Here is a 15,165-nt window from a genome sequence, read left to right as displayed (position 1 = left end):
TGTGTAATTGTGCATACTACAAGTAAGTTGTATAGAAAAGAGGGACTTTATGCTTGTAAGACTTGGTTATGTAGCGATGAGTGTACATTTAAACAATGCATCTCCATCTCAAACGATGACATATGCACAATTTCAACGTATTAAAGATCGAGAGGCGGCGATTCATAAACTTGAAAGAATTGCTAATTCTAATTTAGAAAATTGTTTACGGTTATTAAAGCATAATAAGGGACATGATATAGCATTTTTTCGGCTTAGTTCAAAGTTAATTCCTCTAGCAAACCATGAAGAATTGTTGGATTGGAATTACATTCGTCCTTTAAAAGAGAAATTAAAAGAAGTGGGTGAGTATGCGCATCGGATGAAGATGAGGATCGATTTTCATCCTGATCACTTTGTTGTGCTAAATTCACCGCAAGAAAATATTTTAAAACAATCAATAAAGACGCTTCAAATGCATCGGAAATTATTGAAAGGAATGGGCATACAGCGGAGTCATCGCGCTGTGTTACATGTTGGTGGTGGATATGATGATAAAGAACTTGCGTTAGAACGTTTCATTGAAAATTGGTCAAATGTTCCTGCAAGTATTCAAGAAATGATTATGTTAGAAAATGATGATACGACCTTTTCATTAAAAGAAACACTATATTTAGGTGAAAAATTGGCAGTTCCAGTCGTGTTTGACCTGCATCATCATATGATGAATAACGATGAAGAAGATTGGTATGAAGATTGGGAGCGTGTAGTAAATACTTGGAAAACATCTTTATTACCAATCAAAATGCATATTTCCAGCCCGAGAGAAGGCAATGATCCTCGAGCGCACGCAGACTTTATTAATGCAGATACATTTCTATCCTTTTTACAGAAAATCAAAGGTAGCGTTTCGCAAATTGATTGTATGATTGAAGCGAAAAAGAAGGATGAATCTTTATTTCGATTAATACGAGATCTTGGTACAAAATCAGAGGTGGAAATGATTGATGGCGGGAGCTTTTATATTAAATAAGCTCTACACCATCGTTTTTTTTTGCTAAAAATGGAGTGCAAATACCACCAATTAGTAGTCCGGTTAAATGGCTAATAGGATTAGCGGACGGATTGAAGAATGTGAAAAGAAGTAATAGTAATATAATTGAAGAAAAGAAAATTAACTCTTTTGGTTGAGAAGACCGATAGCGACTATATAAAAGAAAAAGCTGTGCACCGAGTAATCCGAAAATTCCACCTGATGCGCCGGCATGAACATACCCGATGGGCATAATAATATAAGAGAAAATATTGCCGCTAATGCCAGCAGTAAAAAATAAAATAGGGAATCGAATACTCCCTAGTTGTTTTTCGATAGATTGACCGAGAAGAAATAGACAAATGCTATTGGAAAGAAAGTGCTGAAAGTCTACATGTATAAATAGAGAAGTTATAAATCGCCACCATTCTCCCTTAGAAATATATTCATTGTAAGCAGCTAAAGTAGGGAAGAAAAGATCTCCTATTATCATCATGATTAGTTGCAAGAAAAGTAAAGAGAGAATGACGGGTTGTAAGGTGGTTCGCATATAGGGTATTGGCATTTTATATTTTCACTCCTTTTGCATCAGAAAGATTCTCTGTTATTCTTACAATATGAATGAAGGAAGACAAATAGAAGAAGGGGAATTTTGAAATGATTATAGGGATCGGAATTGATATTATCGAACTAAATCGAATTGAAAAAATGCTAGATGGAAAGCTTAAATTTATGGAGCGTATTTTAACTGAGGAGGAACGTAGTGTTGCTTCTAAATTAAAAGGGAATCGTCTTGTAGAATTTGTAGCGGGAAGATTTGCAGCGAAAGAAGCGTATTCTAAAGCTCTTGGAACAGGTATTGGAAAAGAAGTAAGTTTTTTGGATATTAAAATAAAAAATGATGATAGAGGTAAGCCAGTTCTTATTGCAAATACAGAGCACATCGTTCATCTATCAATCAGTCATAGTAGAGAATTTGCAGTGGCACAGGTTGTTTTAGAAAGCTCGTCACGCTAGTCTGCATATTTTACATCTTTGTCTCATATATTTGATTTAGCGATAAGGAAGAAATATCTTCCATTCATTTATAGGGGCAAAGGGGCTGAAATGATGAAAAGGCGGCTATTTTTAGTTATTGTCGGTTTATTGACCGTTTTCGTGTTAGCGGGTTGTATGGAAAAGAAACAGGAAGACATCGTGCGAGATTTAGAAGCGAAGGTTAAGAGTATGAAGAGTTATCAAGCTGAAGCAAAGTTATCTATTAAAACGGGGAATGAACCACAAGAGTATAACGTGGAAGTTTGGCACAAAGAACCTTCTTATTATCGTGTGAATTTAAAAAACACGAAAAAGGATCAAAGTCAAATTATTTTACGAAATAATGAGGGTGTTTTTGTATTAACGCCAGCTCTTAATAAAAGTTTTCGATTTCAAAGCGACTGGCCGCAAAATAGCAGCCAAGCTTATTTGTATGAGTCACTTGTAAGAGATATTTTAAATGATAAGAATCTTTCATTTGAGAAAACGGATAAATATTATGTGTTTAAAACAAAAACGAATTATCACCATCAAAATATGCTGCCGAAGCAAGAGATTAAATTTAATAAAAGTGATTTAGCGCCTGTTTCGGTGAAATTGATGGATAATGATCAAAATGTTCTTGTGAAAGTAGATTTTTCAAAAGTGAAGTTTGATACAAAGTTTGATAAGGGGGCATTTGATACGAAACAAAATATGTCCAGGGCGCAAGTGGATGTGCAAACAACAGCGAAAGAAGATAAGCCATTTGCTATTTTATATCCACGTGATACTCCGCAAGGGATGGTTTTAAATGAAGAAAAAGAGTTAAAGACAGACAGTGGTAAGCGTGCGATACTCACATACACTGGAAATAAGAAATCCTTTACATTGATACAAGAAAAAGCGAAGGTTGCTGAAGCTTCAGCGTCAATAAGTGTAAGTGGAGAGTTAGTCGATCTTGGTTTTACAATTGGTGCTCTAGCGAAAGACTCATTAACATGGTCGCATAACGGAGTGGAATATATGCTCGTGTCTAAAGATTTAAAACCAGATGAGCTGTTAATGGTAGCTCGTTCTGTTGCAGAAAAGCAGGTGAAATAAAGTGGAAATTCCATCAGTGGGGGATTCCAAATTGATGGAAAGTCATCACAAATCAGGCTTTTACGGGCAGTTACTCCCCATCTATTTTCTTTGTTTTTCTCTAAATCTTGAGGGTGGGGTTTTAATGCCCGTGAATAGCGGGATAAACTTTTAAGGCGTGGTGATGTATATGCACCACGTTTTTTCTTGTCTTGAGGAATGGATTTCATAAAAAGACGAATATAAAAGAATGAGCTTCGCATATCGTATATAAGGAAGTGTTTTTTATGGAAAAATCATCGTTTTACCGTGATACGTGGGTAGAAGTAAATTTGGATGAAATTTACAATAATGTAACGCACATTAAAGAAATCATTCCGGAAAGTGTCGAGATTTTTGCTGTAGTGAAAGCGAACGCATATGGACATGACTATGTTCTAGTAGCAAGAACAGCATTAGAAGCAGGAGCAACAAGATTAGCAGTTGCTTTTTTAGATGAGGCACTAGTACTTAGGCGCGCTGGGATTACTGCACCAATTTTAGTAATAGGTCCTTCACCGCCACGTGATGTGAATGTAGCTGCTGAGAATGATGTAGCACTAACTGTTTTTCAAAAGGAATGGGTTGAAGAAGCAGTAGAAATTTGGGATAGCCCGTTCCCGATGAAGTTTCATATTAACTTCGATAGTGGTATGGGTAGAATTGGGATTCGTGAACGTAAAGAGCTAAAAGAGTTCTTACGAAGCTTAGAAGATGCCCCCTTTTTGGAGTTGGAAGGGGTATATACGCATTTTGCAACAGCAGATGAAGTAGAGACATCTTACTTTGATAAGCAGTATAACACTTTTTTAGAGCAACTTAGTTGGTTGAAAGCATTCGGGGTGAATCCAACATTTATTCATACGGCAAATAGTGCAGCTACTATGCGATTTGATGGAATTACATTTAATGCAGTTCGAATTGGAATTGCAATGTATGGGTTATCACCTTCTGTAGAAATACGCCCTTATTTACCAATTAAATTAGAACCTGCTCTTTCACTTCATACAACAGTCGCACATATTAAACGAGTCATTAAAGGTGATAGGATTAGCTATAATGTCACATATCGGACGAAGACAGAAGAGTGGATTGCAACAGTACCGATTGGATATGCAGATGGTTGGCTTAGACGACTACAGGGATTTGAAGTGCTCGTTCAGGGGAAAAGAGTTCCTATTGTAGGTCGGATTACAATGGATCAATGTATGTTGCATCTTCCCTGTGAAGTACCACTTGGAACAAAGGTTACCCTGATTGGACAGCAAGGTGATGAGTACATTAGTGCAACTGAGGTTGCCGAGTATTCAAATACCATTAATTATGAGATTATCGCGACAATTAGTTTTCGTGTTCCACGTGTATTCATACGACATGGGGAAGTGGTAAAAGTAATAAACTATTTAAATGATATATAAGCAAACATCTTTGTGATAGTTCCTACTTGCTAGTTATCAATGATGATGGGGGCTCCTGTTCGTGGAAATTCCCCTTCACTTCTTGTTAAAAAGAGATAAAAAGTAAATGAGAGTGAATGTTTTATTTGTTAATTGGAAAACATAAACAAGGAATAAGGAAGTCTTTGCAACAGGCTCCATACAATGGTATTATTACAATAGGTGTCATATATATTTGGGTGTGTAGTTGACGGTGGAGGTGTATTTTTGTGTCCGAATCAAGTGTAACTACTGAAATCGTGGTTCGGTTGCCAAAGCAAGTGGTAACGGAATTGGACGGAATTGGAAAACAAGAGAATAAGAATCGCCATGAACTAATTTGCCAGGCAACACAACTGTTATTGCGTCAACATAAGACGAAGAAACGCTACCAACATGAATCAATGCGACGTGGGTACATTGAAATGGGAAAAATTAATCTTGGTATTGCATCTGAAGCTTTCTTAGCAGAGTATGAAGCAGCTCATACAGTAGAACGCTTAGTTAGCGGGGGGTAATATTTTGATTGTAAAACGCGGCGACGTGTATTTTGCAGACCTTTCCCCAGTTGTTGGTTCTGAGCAAGGAGGCGTTCGTCCGGTTCTTGTCATTCAAAATGACATCGGAAATCGTTTTAGTCCAACTGTGATTGTAGCGGCTATTACTGCACAGATTCAGAAAGCAAAATTGCCCACACATGTGGAAATCGATGCAAAAAAGTACGGATTTGAGAGAGATTCTGTTATCTTGCTCGAGCAGATTCGAACAATCGATAAGCAACGCTTAACGGACAAAATCACTCATTTAGATGAGATGATGATGAGTCGTGTAGACGAAGCTTTACAAATTAGTTTAGGACTAATAGATTTTTAAATCGGCAGTTTAAGTTGCTCTCTTTTAGGGGCAACTTTTTTTATTAGAGGAGGTTTCGGTTGTATATGGGAATGGTAGATAATCGACAAGCGTTAATGAAAATGTTAGTGAAAGAATTAGGCTTTACAGAAAAGCAAGTTCGTCATGTTATTCAATTAACAGAAGAAGGTAATACAGTTCCATTTATTGCTCGTTACCGAAAGGAATGGACAGGTTCTTTAGATGAAGTGCAAATCCGTGCAATCTTAGAAAGATGGCAATATATGATGCAACTTGAAGATCGAAAAGAAGAGGTTCTTCGTCTGATTAATGAAAAGGGAAAATTAACAGAAGATCTGCACCATCATATTTTATCTGCAACAAAGTTACAAGAAGTAGAAGATTTGTACCGTCCTTATAAAGAAAAAAGAAGAACAAAAGCAACAATCGCGAAGGATAAGGGGCTAGAGCCACTAGCTGAATGGTTACTTCTATTTACAAAAGAAGATCCGACAGGTAAGGCAAAGGAATTTGTTAATGCCGAGAAAGAAGTACAATCCGCTCAAGAAGCACTTCAAGGTGCACAAGATATTATTGCAGAACTTATATCGGATAATGCGGCGTACCGCAGCTGGATTCGAAATGTTACCTTTAAAAAAGGAATGATTGCGTCCTCTGTAAAAGATGAAGAAAAAGATGAAAAAAATATATATGAGATGTATTACGGTTATGAAGAGCCACTGCAAAAGATTGTACCTCATCGTGTATTAGCTATGAACCGTGGTGAAAAAGAAGAGGTCCTAAAAGCTTCTGTTGTCCCGCCAATAGAAGAGATTGTTCGTTTTTTACATAAAAAAGTAATTCATGATGTTTCTTTTGAAAGTGCAGATTATGTACAATTAGCAATTGAAGACGGATATAAGAGATTAATTCAGCCATCAATTGAAAGGGAAATTCGAAAAGAATTAACTGAAAAAGCAGAAGAACAAGCGATTCATATTTTCTCTGAGAACTTACGTAATTTGTTATTACAGCCACCTATGAAAGGGAAAGTGGTATTAGCGGTAGATCCTGCGTATCGAACAGGATGTAAGTTAGCAGTAGTAGATGATACAGGGAAAGTTCTGCATATTGATGTTATTTATCCGCATCCGCCTGTTCGAAAATATGAAGATGCAAAAGCAAAAGTTGTTTCTATTCTAGAAAAATATCAGGTTCAGATGATTGCGATTGGAAATGGTACAGCTTCTAGGGAAACGGAAGAGTTTATAGTAGATGTCTTACAGGTAGTACCGCAAGATGTATTTTATATTATTGTCAATGAAGCTGGTGCTAGTGTATATTCAGCTTCTGATTTGGCTCGTGAAGAATTTCCGGATTTGCAAGTTGAGGAAAGAAGTGCCATTTCGATTGGAAGACGTCTGCAAGATCCGCTTGCCGAACTTGTGAAAATTGATCCGAAATCAGTTGGGGTAGGGCAATATCAACATGATGTATCGCAAAAGAGATTAAATGAATCATTAACATTTGTCGTGGAAACAGCCGTTAACCAAGTAGGAGTGAATGTGAATACAGCTTCTGTAGCGCTATTGCAGTACGTTTCCGGATTATCAAAAACAGTTGCGAAAAATATTGTAAAAAAACGTGAAGAAGATGGGAAATTTACAAAGCGTACAGAGTTGAAGGGAATACCACGTTTAGGCGCCAAAACGTATGAGCAATGCATTGGTTTCTTACGTATACTAGAAGGTAAAAATCCACTTGATAGAACAAGTATTCATCCAGAGCAGTATAAAAATGTTGAGTTACTATTAAAGAGTTTAGGATTATCGATTGATGATGTAGGACAACCGCACTTACAAAAGTGTTTAGAAGGAGTAGAGCTCTCTAAATTATCTCAAGAGATAAATATCGGTGAGCCGACATTAATTGATATTATAGATGCTTTAATTAGTCCGGAACGAGATCTGCGTGATGAATTACCAAAACCACTTTTGAAAAAGGGAATTCTCAAATTAGAAGATTTAAAGCGTGGCATGGAGTTAGAAGGAACTGTTCGAAATGTTGTTGACTTTGGTGCGTTTGTCGATATTGGTGTGAAACAAGATGGTTTAGTACATATTTCTAAACTTAGCAAACAGTTTGTGAAGCATCCGTTAGATGTGGTGTCTGTCGGGCAAATTGTAAAGGTCTGGGTAGATGATGTTGATATGAAAAAAGGGCGCGTTGCCTTAGCAATGTTACCTATTGAATAATAATGGGAAGAGGGCAGGTATGACACTGCTCTTTTTTTATGAACGGATGTTAGTGAAATTTGAATTAGTGGGGGAGCCTTCATCCCCCACTGATATAACGTTCACTTTATCAGGAATTTTGATGTGTTTTGCTATAATAAAACCAGCATTCATTTAGTAACTTAATTTGATACCGGTTTTTTTCGAAATATGCACGTTGCATTTGTTTTCGGAGCCACGTAGGCATAAGAATCCCTCCTTGTTTAATCCGGCTCTAACAAGTAGCCCCCCTATACATTGAGATAAGATTCGAAGTAAGTAAAAAGCTCAATTTCGGGAACTGCTTATAAGAGTTTGGTTAGCGAAGTTCTATGGATAGATGAGGAAGAGGGTAGTTCATAGAAATTGCACTTTTGAATGAGGATGGGTATATGTACTATTTAATATATGTATAAGAAAGAGGAAAAGTGTAAGTTTATTTTTAGTTTTTGGGGGAATGAAAATGAATGAAAAAGAAGTTCAAAGACTTGTAGAAGAAATATCGTTGCAATATTTCGGTAGGGCTTTTTTACATAAAGCAATGTTCAATAAACGACTACGTACAACTGGTGGGAGGTATTTATTGCGAAGTCATAATATAGAATTAAACTATCGTTATTATGAAGTGTATGGAGAAGAAGAACTGATTGGCGTTATTAAGCATGAGTTGTGTCATTATCATTTGCATATTATGGGGAAAGGGTACCAACATCGAGATCGAGATTTTCGTCAGTTAATGAAGAAGGTTGGTGCGCCTAGATTCTGTAAGAGAATGAGCGAAGAAGAGAAGGTGATTAAAACTCATATGTATGAATGTATGAGATGTTTTCTTCAATATAGAAGAAGGCGTCAAATAAATACAAAAAGATATGTTTGCGGGAAGTGTAAAGGTAGATTGAAAGAGATAAAAAACACCTTGACAGTTAAAAATCAATCCAGTATATTATAAACATGTCACGTTTGTACAAGAATTTGTATAAACGACTTGACTTATAGTATGAACTTTTATAAGATATAACTTGTCTTTCTTATTCCGCAGTAGCTCAGTGGTAGAGCTATCGGCTGTTAACCGATCGGTCGTAGGTTCGAGTCCTACCTGCGGAGCCATACAGAGAAGTACCCAAGTGGCTCAAGGGGCTCCCCTGCTAAGGGAGTAGATCGCTAACGCGGTGCGAGGGTTCGAATCCCTTCTTCTCTGCCATTCATATTGGCCCGTTGGTCAAGTGGTTAAGACACCGCCCTTTCACGGCGGTAACACGGGTTCGAATCCCGTACGGGTCACCACTTTTGGAGGATTAGCTCAGCTGGGAGAGCACCTGCCTTACAAGCAGGGGGTCGGCGGTTCGATCCCGTCATCCTCCACCATATATAACATATGAATAGTATCGTCGCGGGGTGGAGCAGTTCGGTAGCTCGTCGGGCTCATAACCCGAAGGTCGCAGGTTCAAATCCTGTCCCCGCAACCAATGGTCCCGTGGTGTAGTGGTTAACATGCCTGCCTGTCACGCAGGAGATCGCCGGTTCGACCCCGGTCGGGACCGCCATTTTAACTTCTGCCTTTGAGCAGTTGTTTTTTATTGGTTATTGTGATATGATGATTTTCGTCTCAAAAAACATTATATTTTTTGATGGGCTATAGCCAAGCGGTAAGGCAACGGACTTTGACTCCGTCATGCGCTGGTTCGAATCCAGCTAGCCCAGCCATTTACGAGCCATTAGCTCAGTTGGTAGAGCATCTGACTTTTAATCAGAGGGTCGAAGGTTCGAGTCCTTCATGGCTCATTCTTTTTTATTTCCGCGGGTGTGGCGGAATTGGCAGACGCACCAGACTTAGGATCTGGCGCCTTTGGCGTGGGGGTTCGACTCCCTTCACCCGCATATGCGGTCGTGGCGGAATGGCAGACGCGCTAGGTTGAGGGCCTAGTGGGGGAAACCCCGTGGAGGTTCAAGTCCTCTCGGCCGCACCAAAGAAAAATAAAAAAGTGCTTGCATTTGAAAATGCAGTGTGATAAGATAATTGAGTCGCTGAAATACAACAACGACAAAACATCATGAATAAGCGCCCGTAGCTCAATTGGATAGAGCGTTTGACTACGGATCAAAAGGTTAGGGGTTCGAGTCCTCTCGGGCGCGCCATAACGGGAAGTGGCTCAGCTTGGTAGAGCACCTGGTTTGGGACCAGGGGGTCGCAGGTTCAAATCCTGTCTTCCCGACCACGCGGGTGTAGTTTAGTGGTAAAACAAGAGCCTTCCAAGCTCTGGTCGAGAGTTCGATTCTCTTCACCCGCTTTTAGTTCTTTGAAAACTGAACGAAACAAACAACGTGAAACGTCAATTTTTATTTTAGATGCTAGACAAACTAACTTTATTGGAGAGTTTGATCCTGGCTCAGGATGAACGCTGGCGGCGTGCCTAATACATGCAAGTCGAGCGAATGGATTAAGAGCTTGCTCTTATGAAGTTAGCGGCGGACGGGTGAGTAACACGTGGGTAACCTGCCCATAAGACTGGGATAACTCCGGGAAACCGGGGCTAATACCGGATAACATTTTGCACCGCATGGTGCGAAATTCAAAGGCGGCTTCGGCTGTCACTTATGGATGGACCCGCGTCGCATTAGCTAGTTGGTGAGGTAACGGCTCACCAAGGCAACGATGCGTAGCCGACCTGAGAGGGTGATCGGCCACACTGGGACTGAGACACGGCCCAGACTCCTACGGGAGGCAGCAGTAGGGAATCTTCCGCAATGGACGAAAGTCTGACGGAGCAACGCCGCGTGAGTGATGAAGGCTTTCGGGTCGTAAAACTCTGTTGTTAGGGAAGAACAAGTGCTAGTTGAATAAGCTGGCACCTTGACGGTACCTAACCAGAAAGCCACGGCTAACTACGTGCCAGCAGCCGCGGTAATACGTAGGTGGCAAGCGTTATCCGGAATTATTGGGCGTAAAGCGCGCGCAGGTGGTTTCTTAAGTCTGATGTGAAAGCCCACGGCTCAACCGTGGAGGGTCATTGGAAACTGGGAGACTTGAGTGCAGAAGAGGAAAGTGGAATTCCATGTGTAGCGGTGAAATGCGTAGAGATATGGAGGAACACCAGTGGCGAAGGCGACTTTCTGGTCTGTAACTGACACTGAGGCGCGAAAGCGTGGGGAGCAAACAGGATTAGATACCCTGGTAGTCCACGCCGTAAACGATGAGTGCTAAGTGTTAGAGGGTTTCCGCCCTTTAGTGCTGAAGTTAACGCATTAAGCACTCCGCCTGGGGAGTACGGCCGCAAGGCTGAAACTCAAAGGAATTGACGGGGGCCCGCACAAGCGGTGGAGCATGTGGTTTAATTCGAAGCAACGCGAAGAACCTTACCAGGTCTTGACATCCTCTGACAACCCTAGAGATAGGGCTTCCCCTTCGGGGGCAGAGTGACAGGTGGTGCATGGTTGTCGTCAGCTCGTGTCGTGAGATGTTGGGTTAAGTCCCGCAACGAGCGCAACCCTTGATCTTAGTTGCCATCATTAAGTTGGGCACTCTAAGGTGACTGCCGGTGACAAACCGGAGGAAGGTGGGGATGACGTCAAATCATCATGCCCCTTATGACCTGGGCTACACACGTGCTACAATGGACGGTACAAAGAGCTGCAAGACCGCGAGGTGGAGCTAATCTCATAAAACCGTTCTCAGTTCGGATTGTAGGCTGCAACTCGCCTACATGAAGCTGGAATCGCTAGTAATCGCGGATCAGCATGCCGCGGTGAATACGTTCCCGGGCCTTGTACACACCGCCCGTCACACCACGAGAGTTTGTAACACCCGAAGTCGGTGGGGTAACCTTTTTGGAGCCAGCCGCCTAAGGTGGGACAGATGATTGGGGTGAAGTCGTAACAAGGTAGCCGTATCGGAAGGTGCGGCTGGATCACCTCCTTTCTATGGAGAATTGATGAACGCTGTTCATCAATATAAGTTTCCGTGTTTCGTTTTGTTCAGTTTTGAGAGAACTATCTCTCAGAAATAAATGTATGTTCTTTGAAAACTAGATAACAGTGTAGCTCATATTTTTTAATTTTAGTTTGGTTAAGTTAGAAAGGGCGCACGGTGGATGCCTTGACACTAGGAGTCGATGAAGGACGGGACTAACGCCGATATGCTTCGGGGAGCTGTAAGTAAGCTTTGATCCGAAGATTTCCGAATGGGGAAACCCACCATACGTAATGGTATGGTATCCTTACCTGAATACATAGGGTAAGGAAGACAGACCCAGGGAACTGAAACATCTAAGTACCTGGAGGAAGAGAAAGCAAATGCGATTTCCTGAGTAGCGGCGAGCGAAACGGAATCTAGCCCAAACCAAGAGGCTTGCCTCTTGGGGTTGTAGGACATTCTATACGGAGTTACAAAGGAACGAGGTAGACGAAGCAGCCTGGAAAGGCTCGTCATAGAGGGTAACAACCCCGTAGTCGAAACTTCGTTCTCTCTTGAATGTATCCTGAGTACGGCGGAACACGTGAAATTCCGTCGGAATCTGGGAGGACCATCTCCCAAGGCTAAATACTACCTAGTGATCGATAGTGAACCAGTACCGTGAGGGAAAGGTGAAAAGCACCCCGGAAGGGGAGTGAAAGAGATCCTGAAACCGTGTGCCTACAAATAGTCAGAGCCCGTTAATGGGTGATGGCGTGCCTTTTGTAGAATGAACCGGCGAGTTACGATCCCGTGCGAGGTTAAGCTGAAGAGGCGGAGCCGTAGCGAAAGCGAGTCTGAATAGGGCGTTTAGTACGTGGTCGTAGACCCGAAACCAGGTGATCTACCCATGTCCAGGGTGAAGTTCAGGTAACACTGAATGGAGGCCCGAACCCACGCACGTTGAAAAGTGCGGGGATGAGGTGTGGGTAGCGGAGAAATTCCAATCGAACCTGGAGATAGCTGGTTCTCCCCGAAATAGCTTTAGGGCTAGCCTTAAGTGTAAGAGTCTTGGAGGTAGAGCACTGATTGAACTAGGGGTCCTCATCGGATTACCGAATTCAGTCAAACTCCGAATGCCAATGACTTATCCTTAGGAGTCAGACTGCGAGTGATAAGATCCGTAGTCAAGAGGGAAACAGCCCAGATCGCCAGCTAAGGTCCCAAAGTGTGTATTAAGTGGAAAAGGATGTGGAGTTGCTTAGACAACTAGGATGTTGGCTTAGAAGCAGCCACCATTTAAAGAGTGCGTAATAGCTCACTAGTCGAGTGACTCTGCGCCGAAAATGTACCGGGGCTAAATACACCACCGAAGCTGCGAATTGATACCTATGGTATCAGTGGTAGGGGAGCGTTCTAAGGGCAGTGAAGTCAGACCGTAAGGACTGGTGGAGCGCTTAGAAGTGAGAATGCCGGTATGAGTAGCGAAAGACGGGTGAGAATCCCGTCCACCGAATGCCTAAGGTTTCCTGAGGAAGGCTCGTCCGCTCAGGGTTAGTCAGGACCTAAGCCGAGGCCGACAGGCGTAGGCGATGGACAACAGGTTGATATTCCTGTACCACCTCTTTATCGTTTGAGCAATGGAGGGACGCAGAAGGATAGAAGAAGCGTGCGATTGGTTGTGCACGTCCAAGCAGTTAGGCTGATAAGTAGGCAAATCCGCTTATCGTGAAGGCTGAGCTGTGATGGGGAAGCTCCTTATGGAGCGAAGTCTTTGATTCCCCGCTGCCAAGAAAAGCTTCTAGCGAGATAAAAGGTGCCTGTACCGCAAACCGACACAGGTAGGCGAGGAGAGAATCCTAAGGTGTGCGAGAGAACTCTGGTTAAGGAACTCGGCAAAATGACCCCGTAACTTCGGGAGAAGGGGTGCTTTCTTAACGGAAAGCCGCAGTGAATAGGCCCAAGCGACTGTTTAGCAAAAACACAGGTCTCTGCGAAGCCGTAAGGCGAAGTATAGGGGCTGACACCTGCCCGGTGCTGGAAGGTTAAGGAGAGGGGTTAGCGTAAGCGAAGCTCTGAACTGAAGCCCCAGTAAACGGCGGCCGTAACTATAACGGTCCTAAGGTAGCGAAATTCCTTGTCGGGTAAGTTCCGACCCGCACGAAAGGTGTAACGATTTGGGCACTGTCTCAACCAGAGACTCGGTGAAATTATAGTACCTGTGAAGATGCAGGTTACCCGCGACAGGACGGAAAGACCCCGTGGAGCTTTACTGTAGCCTGATATTGAATTTTGGTACAGTTTGTACAGGATAGGCGGGAGCCTTTGAAGCCGGAGCGCTAGCTTCGGTGGAGGCGCTGGTGGGATACCGCCCTGACTGTATTGAAATTCTAACCTACGGGTCTTATCGACCCGGGAGACAGTGTCAGGTGGGCAGTTTGACTGGGGCGGTCGCCTCCTAAAGTGTAACGGAGGCGCCCAAAGGTTCCCTCAGAATGGTTGGAAATCATTCGTAGAGTGCAAAGGCATAAGGGAGCTTGACTGCGAGACCTACAAGTCGAGCAGGGACGAAAGTCGGGCTTAGTGATCCGGTGGTTCCGCATGGAAGGGCCATCGCTCAACGGATAAAAGCTACCCCGGGGATAACAGGCTTATCTCCCCCAAGAGTCCACATCGACGGGGAGGTTTGGCACCTCGATGTCGGCTCATCGCATCCTGGGGCTGTAGTCGGTCCCAAGGGTTGGGCTGTTCGCCCATTAAAGCGGTACGCGAGCTGGGTTCAGAACGTCGTGAGACAGTTCGGTCCCTATCCGTCGTGGGCGTAGGAAATTTGAGAGGAGCTGTCCTTAGTACGAGAGGACCGGGATGGACGCACCGCTGGTGTACCAGTTGTTCTGCCAAGGGCATAGCTGGGTAGCTATGTGCGGAAGGGATAAGTGCTGAAAGCATCTAAGCATGAAGCCCCCCTCAAGATGAGATTTCCCATAGCGTAAGCTAGTAAGATCCCTGAAAGATGATCAGGTTGATAGGTTCGAGGTGGAAGCATGGTGACATGTGGAGCTGACGAATACTAATAGATCGAGGACTTAACCATATAATATGAAGCAAATGTTATCTAGTTTTGAAGGAATATACCTTCATAAGTCTGGTAATGATGGCAGAGAGGTCACACCCGTTCCCATACCGAACACGGAAGTTAAGCTCTCTAGCGCCGATGGTAGTTGGGACCTTGTCCCTGTGAGAGTAGGACGTTGCCAGGCTTTTATATCGTCGCGGGGTGGAGCAGTCCGGTAGCTCGTCGGGCTCATAACCCGAAGGTCGCAGGTTCAAATCCTGTCCCCGCAACCAATGGTCCCGTGGTGTAGTGGTTAACATGCCTGCCTGTCACGCAGGAGATCGCCGGTTCGACCCCGGTCGGGACCGCCATTTATACAAAGAAAAGAACGAAACAACTTGTTTCGTATTTTTTTATTTATTTTTAAGAAAACTTATAAAGACAGTCAATCTTACCCTTAGGACAACTCCTAAGGTCTTTTTTATATGTTCAAAATGAAACAAAGTGAA

General features: G+C 42.7%; 10 protein-coding genes, 15 tRNA genes and 3 rRNA genes. 26 read left to right on the top strand and 2 right to left on the bottom strand.

Annotated elements, in window-relative coordinates:
* The first annotated feature begins 49 nt into the window (after positions 1 to 49).
* Positions 50 to 1,012, top strand: coding sequence for a UV DNA damage repair endonuclease UvsE (uvsE, locus tag MHH71_RS14675; protein ID WP_006093157.1), 963 nt, complete (start codon positions 50 to 52; stop codon positions 1,010 to 1,012).
* On the opposite strand, the gene MHH71_RS14670 is transcribed toward uvsE, so the two are convergent.
* The gene (locus MHH71_RS14670) at positions 1,005 to 1,577 is read right to left on the bottom strand and encodes a rhomboid family intramembrane serine protease (RefSeq protein WP_018767126.1); all 573 of its coding nucleotides are present in this window, start codon (positions 1,575 to 1,577) and stop codon (positions 1,005 to 1,007) included. The genes uvsE and MHH71_RS14670 overlap by 8 nt on opposite strands.
* A gap of 92 nt (positions 1,578 to 1,669) precedes the next feature.
* Between MHH71_RS14670 and acpS the strand changes: the two genes are divergently transcribed.
* The 6 genes from acpS (at position 1,670) to MHH71_RS14640 (ending at position 7,694) form a co-directional block, all read left to right on the top strand.
* Positions 1,670 to 2,029: a holo-ACP synthase gene (acpS, locus tag MHH71_RS14665; protein ID WP_006093158.1), complete on the top strand. Its 360-nt coding sequence runs from the start codon at positions 1,670 to 1,672 to the stop codon at positions 2,027 to 2,029.
* A gap of 156 nt (positions 2,030 to 2,185) precedes the next feature.
* The gene (locus MHH71_RS14660) at positions 2,186 to 3,133 is read left to right on the top strand and encodes a LolA family protein (RefSeq protein WP_029427332.1); all 948 of its coding nucleotides are present in this window, start codon (positions 2,186 to 2,188) and stop codon (positions 3,131 to 3,133) included.
* Positions 3,134 to 3,399: 266 nt separating this feature from the next.
* On the top strand, positions 3,400 to 4,569 hold the full coding sequence (gene alr / locus MHH71_RS14655) for an alanine racemase (RefSeq protein ID WP_006093160.1): 1,170 nt from the start codon (positions 3,400 to 3,402) through the stop codon (positions 4,567 to 4,569).
* Between the two features lie 248 nt (positions 4,570 to 4,817).
* Positions 4,818 to 5,105 carry an antitoxin EndoAI gene (locus MHH71_RS14650; protein ID WP_000004571.1) on the top strand — a complete coding sequence of 96 codons (288 nt, stop codon included), beginning with the start codon at positions 4,818 to 4,820 and terminating at the stop codon, positions 5,103 to 5,105.
* A gap of 4 nt (positions 5,106 to 5,109) precedes the next feature.
* A complete protein-coding gene (ndoA, locus tag MHH71_RS14645; protein WP_003194532.1) occupies positions 5,110 to 5,460 on the top strand; it encodes a type II toxin-antitoxin system endoribonuclease NdoA in 351 nt (116 codons plus the stop codon).
* Positions 5,461 to 5,525: 65 nt separating this feature from the next.
* Positions 5,526 to 7,694, top strand: coding sequence for a Tex family protein (locus tag MHH71_RS14640; RefSeq protein WP_006093162.1), 2,169 nt, complete (start codon positions 5,526 to 5,528; stop codon positions 7,692 to 7,694).
* A gap of 109 nt (positions 7,695 to 7,803) precedes the next feature.
* Here MHH71_RS14640 and cmpA read toward each other — a convergent pair whose 3' ends face one another.
* Positions 7,804 to 7,920 carry a cortex morphogenetic protein CmpA gene (gene cmpA, locus MHH71_RS14635; protein WP_017154227.1) on the bottom strand — a complete coding sequence of 39 codons (117 nt, stop codon included), beginning with the start codon at positions 7,918 to 7,920 and terminating at the stop codon, positions 7,804 to 7,806.
* 255 nt (positions 7,921 to 8,175) lie between these two features.
* Between cmpA and MHH71_RS14630 the strand changes: the two genes are divergently transcribed.
* The 19 genes from MHH71_RS14630 (at position 8,176) to MHH71_RS14540 (ending at position 15,027) form a co-directional block, all read left to right on the top strand.
* Positions 8,176 to 8,661 carry a SprT family protein gene (locus MHH71_RS14630; RefSeq protein WP_018767122.1) on the top strand — a complete coding sequence of 162 codons (486 nt, stop codon included), beginning with the start codon at positions 8,176 to 8,178 and terminating at the stop codon, positions 8,659 to 8,661.
* 83 nt (positions 8,662 to 8,744) lie between these two features.
* Positions 8,745 to 8,819 (top strand) — tRNA-Asn (locus MHH71_RS14625).
* Positions 8,820 to 8,822: 3 nt separating this feature from the next.
* Positions 8,823 to 8,913, top strand: a tRNA-Ser gene (locus MHH71_RS14620).
* Between the two features lie 8 nt (positions 8,914 to 8,921).
* Positions 8,922 to 8,996, top strand: a tRNA-Glu gene (locus MHH71_RS14615).
* A gap of 5 nt (positions 8,997 to 9,001) precedes the next feature.
* Positions 9,002 to 9,077: transfer RNA gene (locus tag MHH71_RS14610), tRNA-Val, on the top strand.
* A gap of 24 nt (positions 9,078 to 9,101) precedes the next feature.
* Positions 9,102 to 9,178 (top strand) — tRNA-Met (locus MHH71_RS14605).
* A 2-nt stretch (positions 9,179 to 9,180) separates the two neighbouring features.
* A tRNA-Asp gene (locus MHH71_RS14600) sits at positions 9,181 to 9,256 on the top strand.
* Positions 9,257 to 9,341: 85 nt separating this feature from the next.
* A tRNA-Gln gene (locus MHH71_RS14595) sits at positions 9,342 to 9,416 on the top strand.
* A gap of 5 nt (positions 9,417 to 9,421) precedes the next feature.
* A tRNA-Lys gene (locus tag MHH71_RS14590) sits at positions 9,422 to 9,494 on the top strand.
* 15 nt (positions 9,495 to 9,509) lie between these two features.
* A tRNA-Leu gene (locus tag MHH71_RS14585) sits at positions 9,510 to 9,590 on the top strand.
* A gap of 3 nt (positions 9,591 to 9,593) precedes the next feature.
* Positions 9,594 to 9,679: transfer RNA gene (locus MHH71_RS14580), tRNA-Leu, on the top strand.
* A 92-nt stretch (positions 9,680 to 9,771) separates the two neighbouring features.
* A tRNA-Arg gene (locus tag MHH71_RS14575) sits at positions 9,772 to 9,848 on the top strand.
* A gap of 3 nt (positions 9,849 to 9,851) precedes the next feature.
* Positions 9,852 to 9,928, top strand: a tRNA-Pro gene (locus MHH71_RS14570).
* 1 nt (position 9,929) lies between these two features.
* Positions 9,930 to 10,000: transfer RNA gene (locus MHH71_RS14565), tRNA-Gly, on the top strand.
* 76 nt (positions 10,001 to 10,076) lie between these two features.
* Positions 10,077 to 11,628 (top strand): 16S ribosomal RNA (locus tag MHH71_RS14560).
* Positions 11,629 to 11,773: 145 nt separating this feature from the next.
* Positions 11,774 to 14,695, top strand: a 23S ribosomal RNA gene (locus tag MHH71_RS14555).
* A 50-nt stretch (positions 14,696 to 14,745) separates the two neighbouring features.
* Positions 14,746 to 14,861: ribosomal RNA gene (rrf, locus tag MHH71_RS14550) — 5S ribosomal RNA — on the top strand.
* The 16S, 23S and 5S rRNA genes sit together here with 15 tRNA genes alongside, the layout of an rRNA operon.
* Positions 14,862 to 14,872: 11 nt before the next feature.
* Positions 14,873 to 14,949: transfer RNA gene (locus MHH71_RS14545), tRNA-Met, on the top strand.
* A 2-nt stretch (positions 14,950 to 14,951) separates the two neighbouring features.
* Positions 14,952 to 15,027, top strand: a tRNA-Asp gene (locus MHH71_RS14540).
* Positions 15,028 to 15,165: the final 138 nt, after the last annotated feature.

Origin of the sequence: Bacillus sp. FSL H8-0534 (assembly GCF_038005885.1) — a bacterium.
In the GTDB taxonomy this organism is placed as follows: Bacteria; Bacillota; Bacilli; order Bacillales; family Bacillaceae_G; genus Bacillus_A; species Bacillus_A pseudomycoides.
The sequence above is the reverse complement of the archived record's forward strand: the minus strand, read 5'-3'. Positions and strand labels throughout refer to the sequence as shown.

What these genes read in the sequence shown, in the direction of transcription:
- MHH71_RS14630 (WP_018767122.1), top strand. Translation starts at nt 8,176, where the DNA reads ATGAATGAAAAAGAAGTTCAAAGACTTGTAGAAGAAATATCGTTGCAA.
- alr (WP_006093160.1), top strand. Translation starts at nt 3,400, where the DNA reads ATGGAAAAATCATCGTTTTACCGTGATACGTGGGTAGAAGTAAATTTG.
- MHH71_RS14640 (WP_006093162.1), top strand. Translation starts at nt 5,526, where the DNA reads ATGGGAATGGTAGATAATCGACAAGCGTTAATGAAAATGTTAGTGAAA.
- uvsE (WP_006093157.1), top strand. Translation starts at nt 50, where the DNA reads ATGCTTGTAAGACTTGGTTATGTAGCGATGAGTGTACATTTAAACAAT.
- cmpA (WP_017154227.1), bottom strand. Translation starts at nt 7,920, where the DNA reads ATGCCTACGTGGCTCCGAAAACAAATGCAACGTGCATATTTCGAAAAA.
- MHH71_RS14670 (WP_018767126.1), bottom strand. Translation starts at nt 1,577, where the DNA reads ATGCCAATACCCTATATGCGAACCACCTTACAACCCGTCATTCTCTCT.
- acpS (WP_006093158.1), top strand. Translation starts at nt 1,670, where the DNA reads ATGATTATAGGGATCGGAATTGATATTATCGAACTAAATCGAATTGAA.
- MHH71_RS14660 (WP_029427332.1), top strand. Translation starts at nt 2,186, where the DNA reads ATGGAAAAGAAACAGGAAGACATCGTGCGAGATTTAGAAGCGAAGGTT.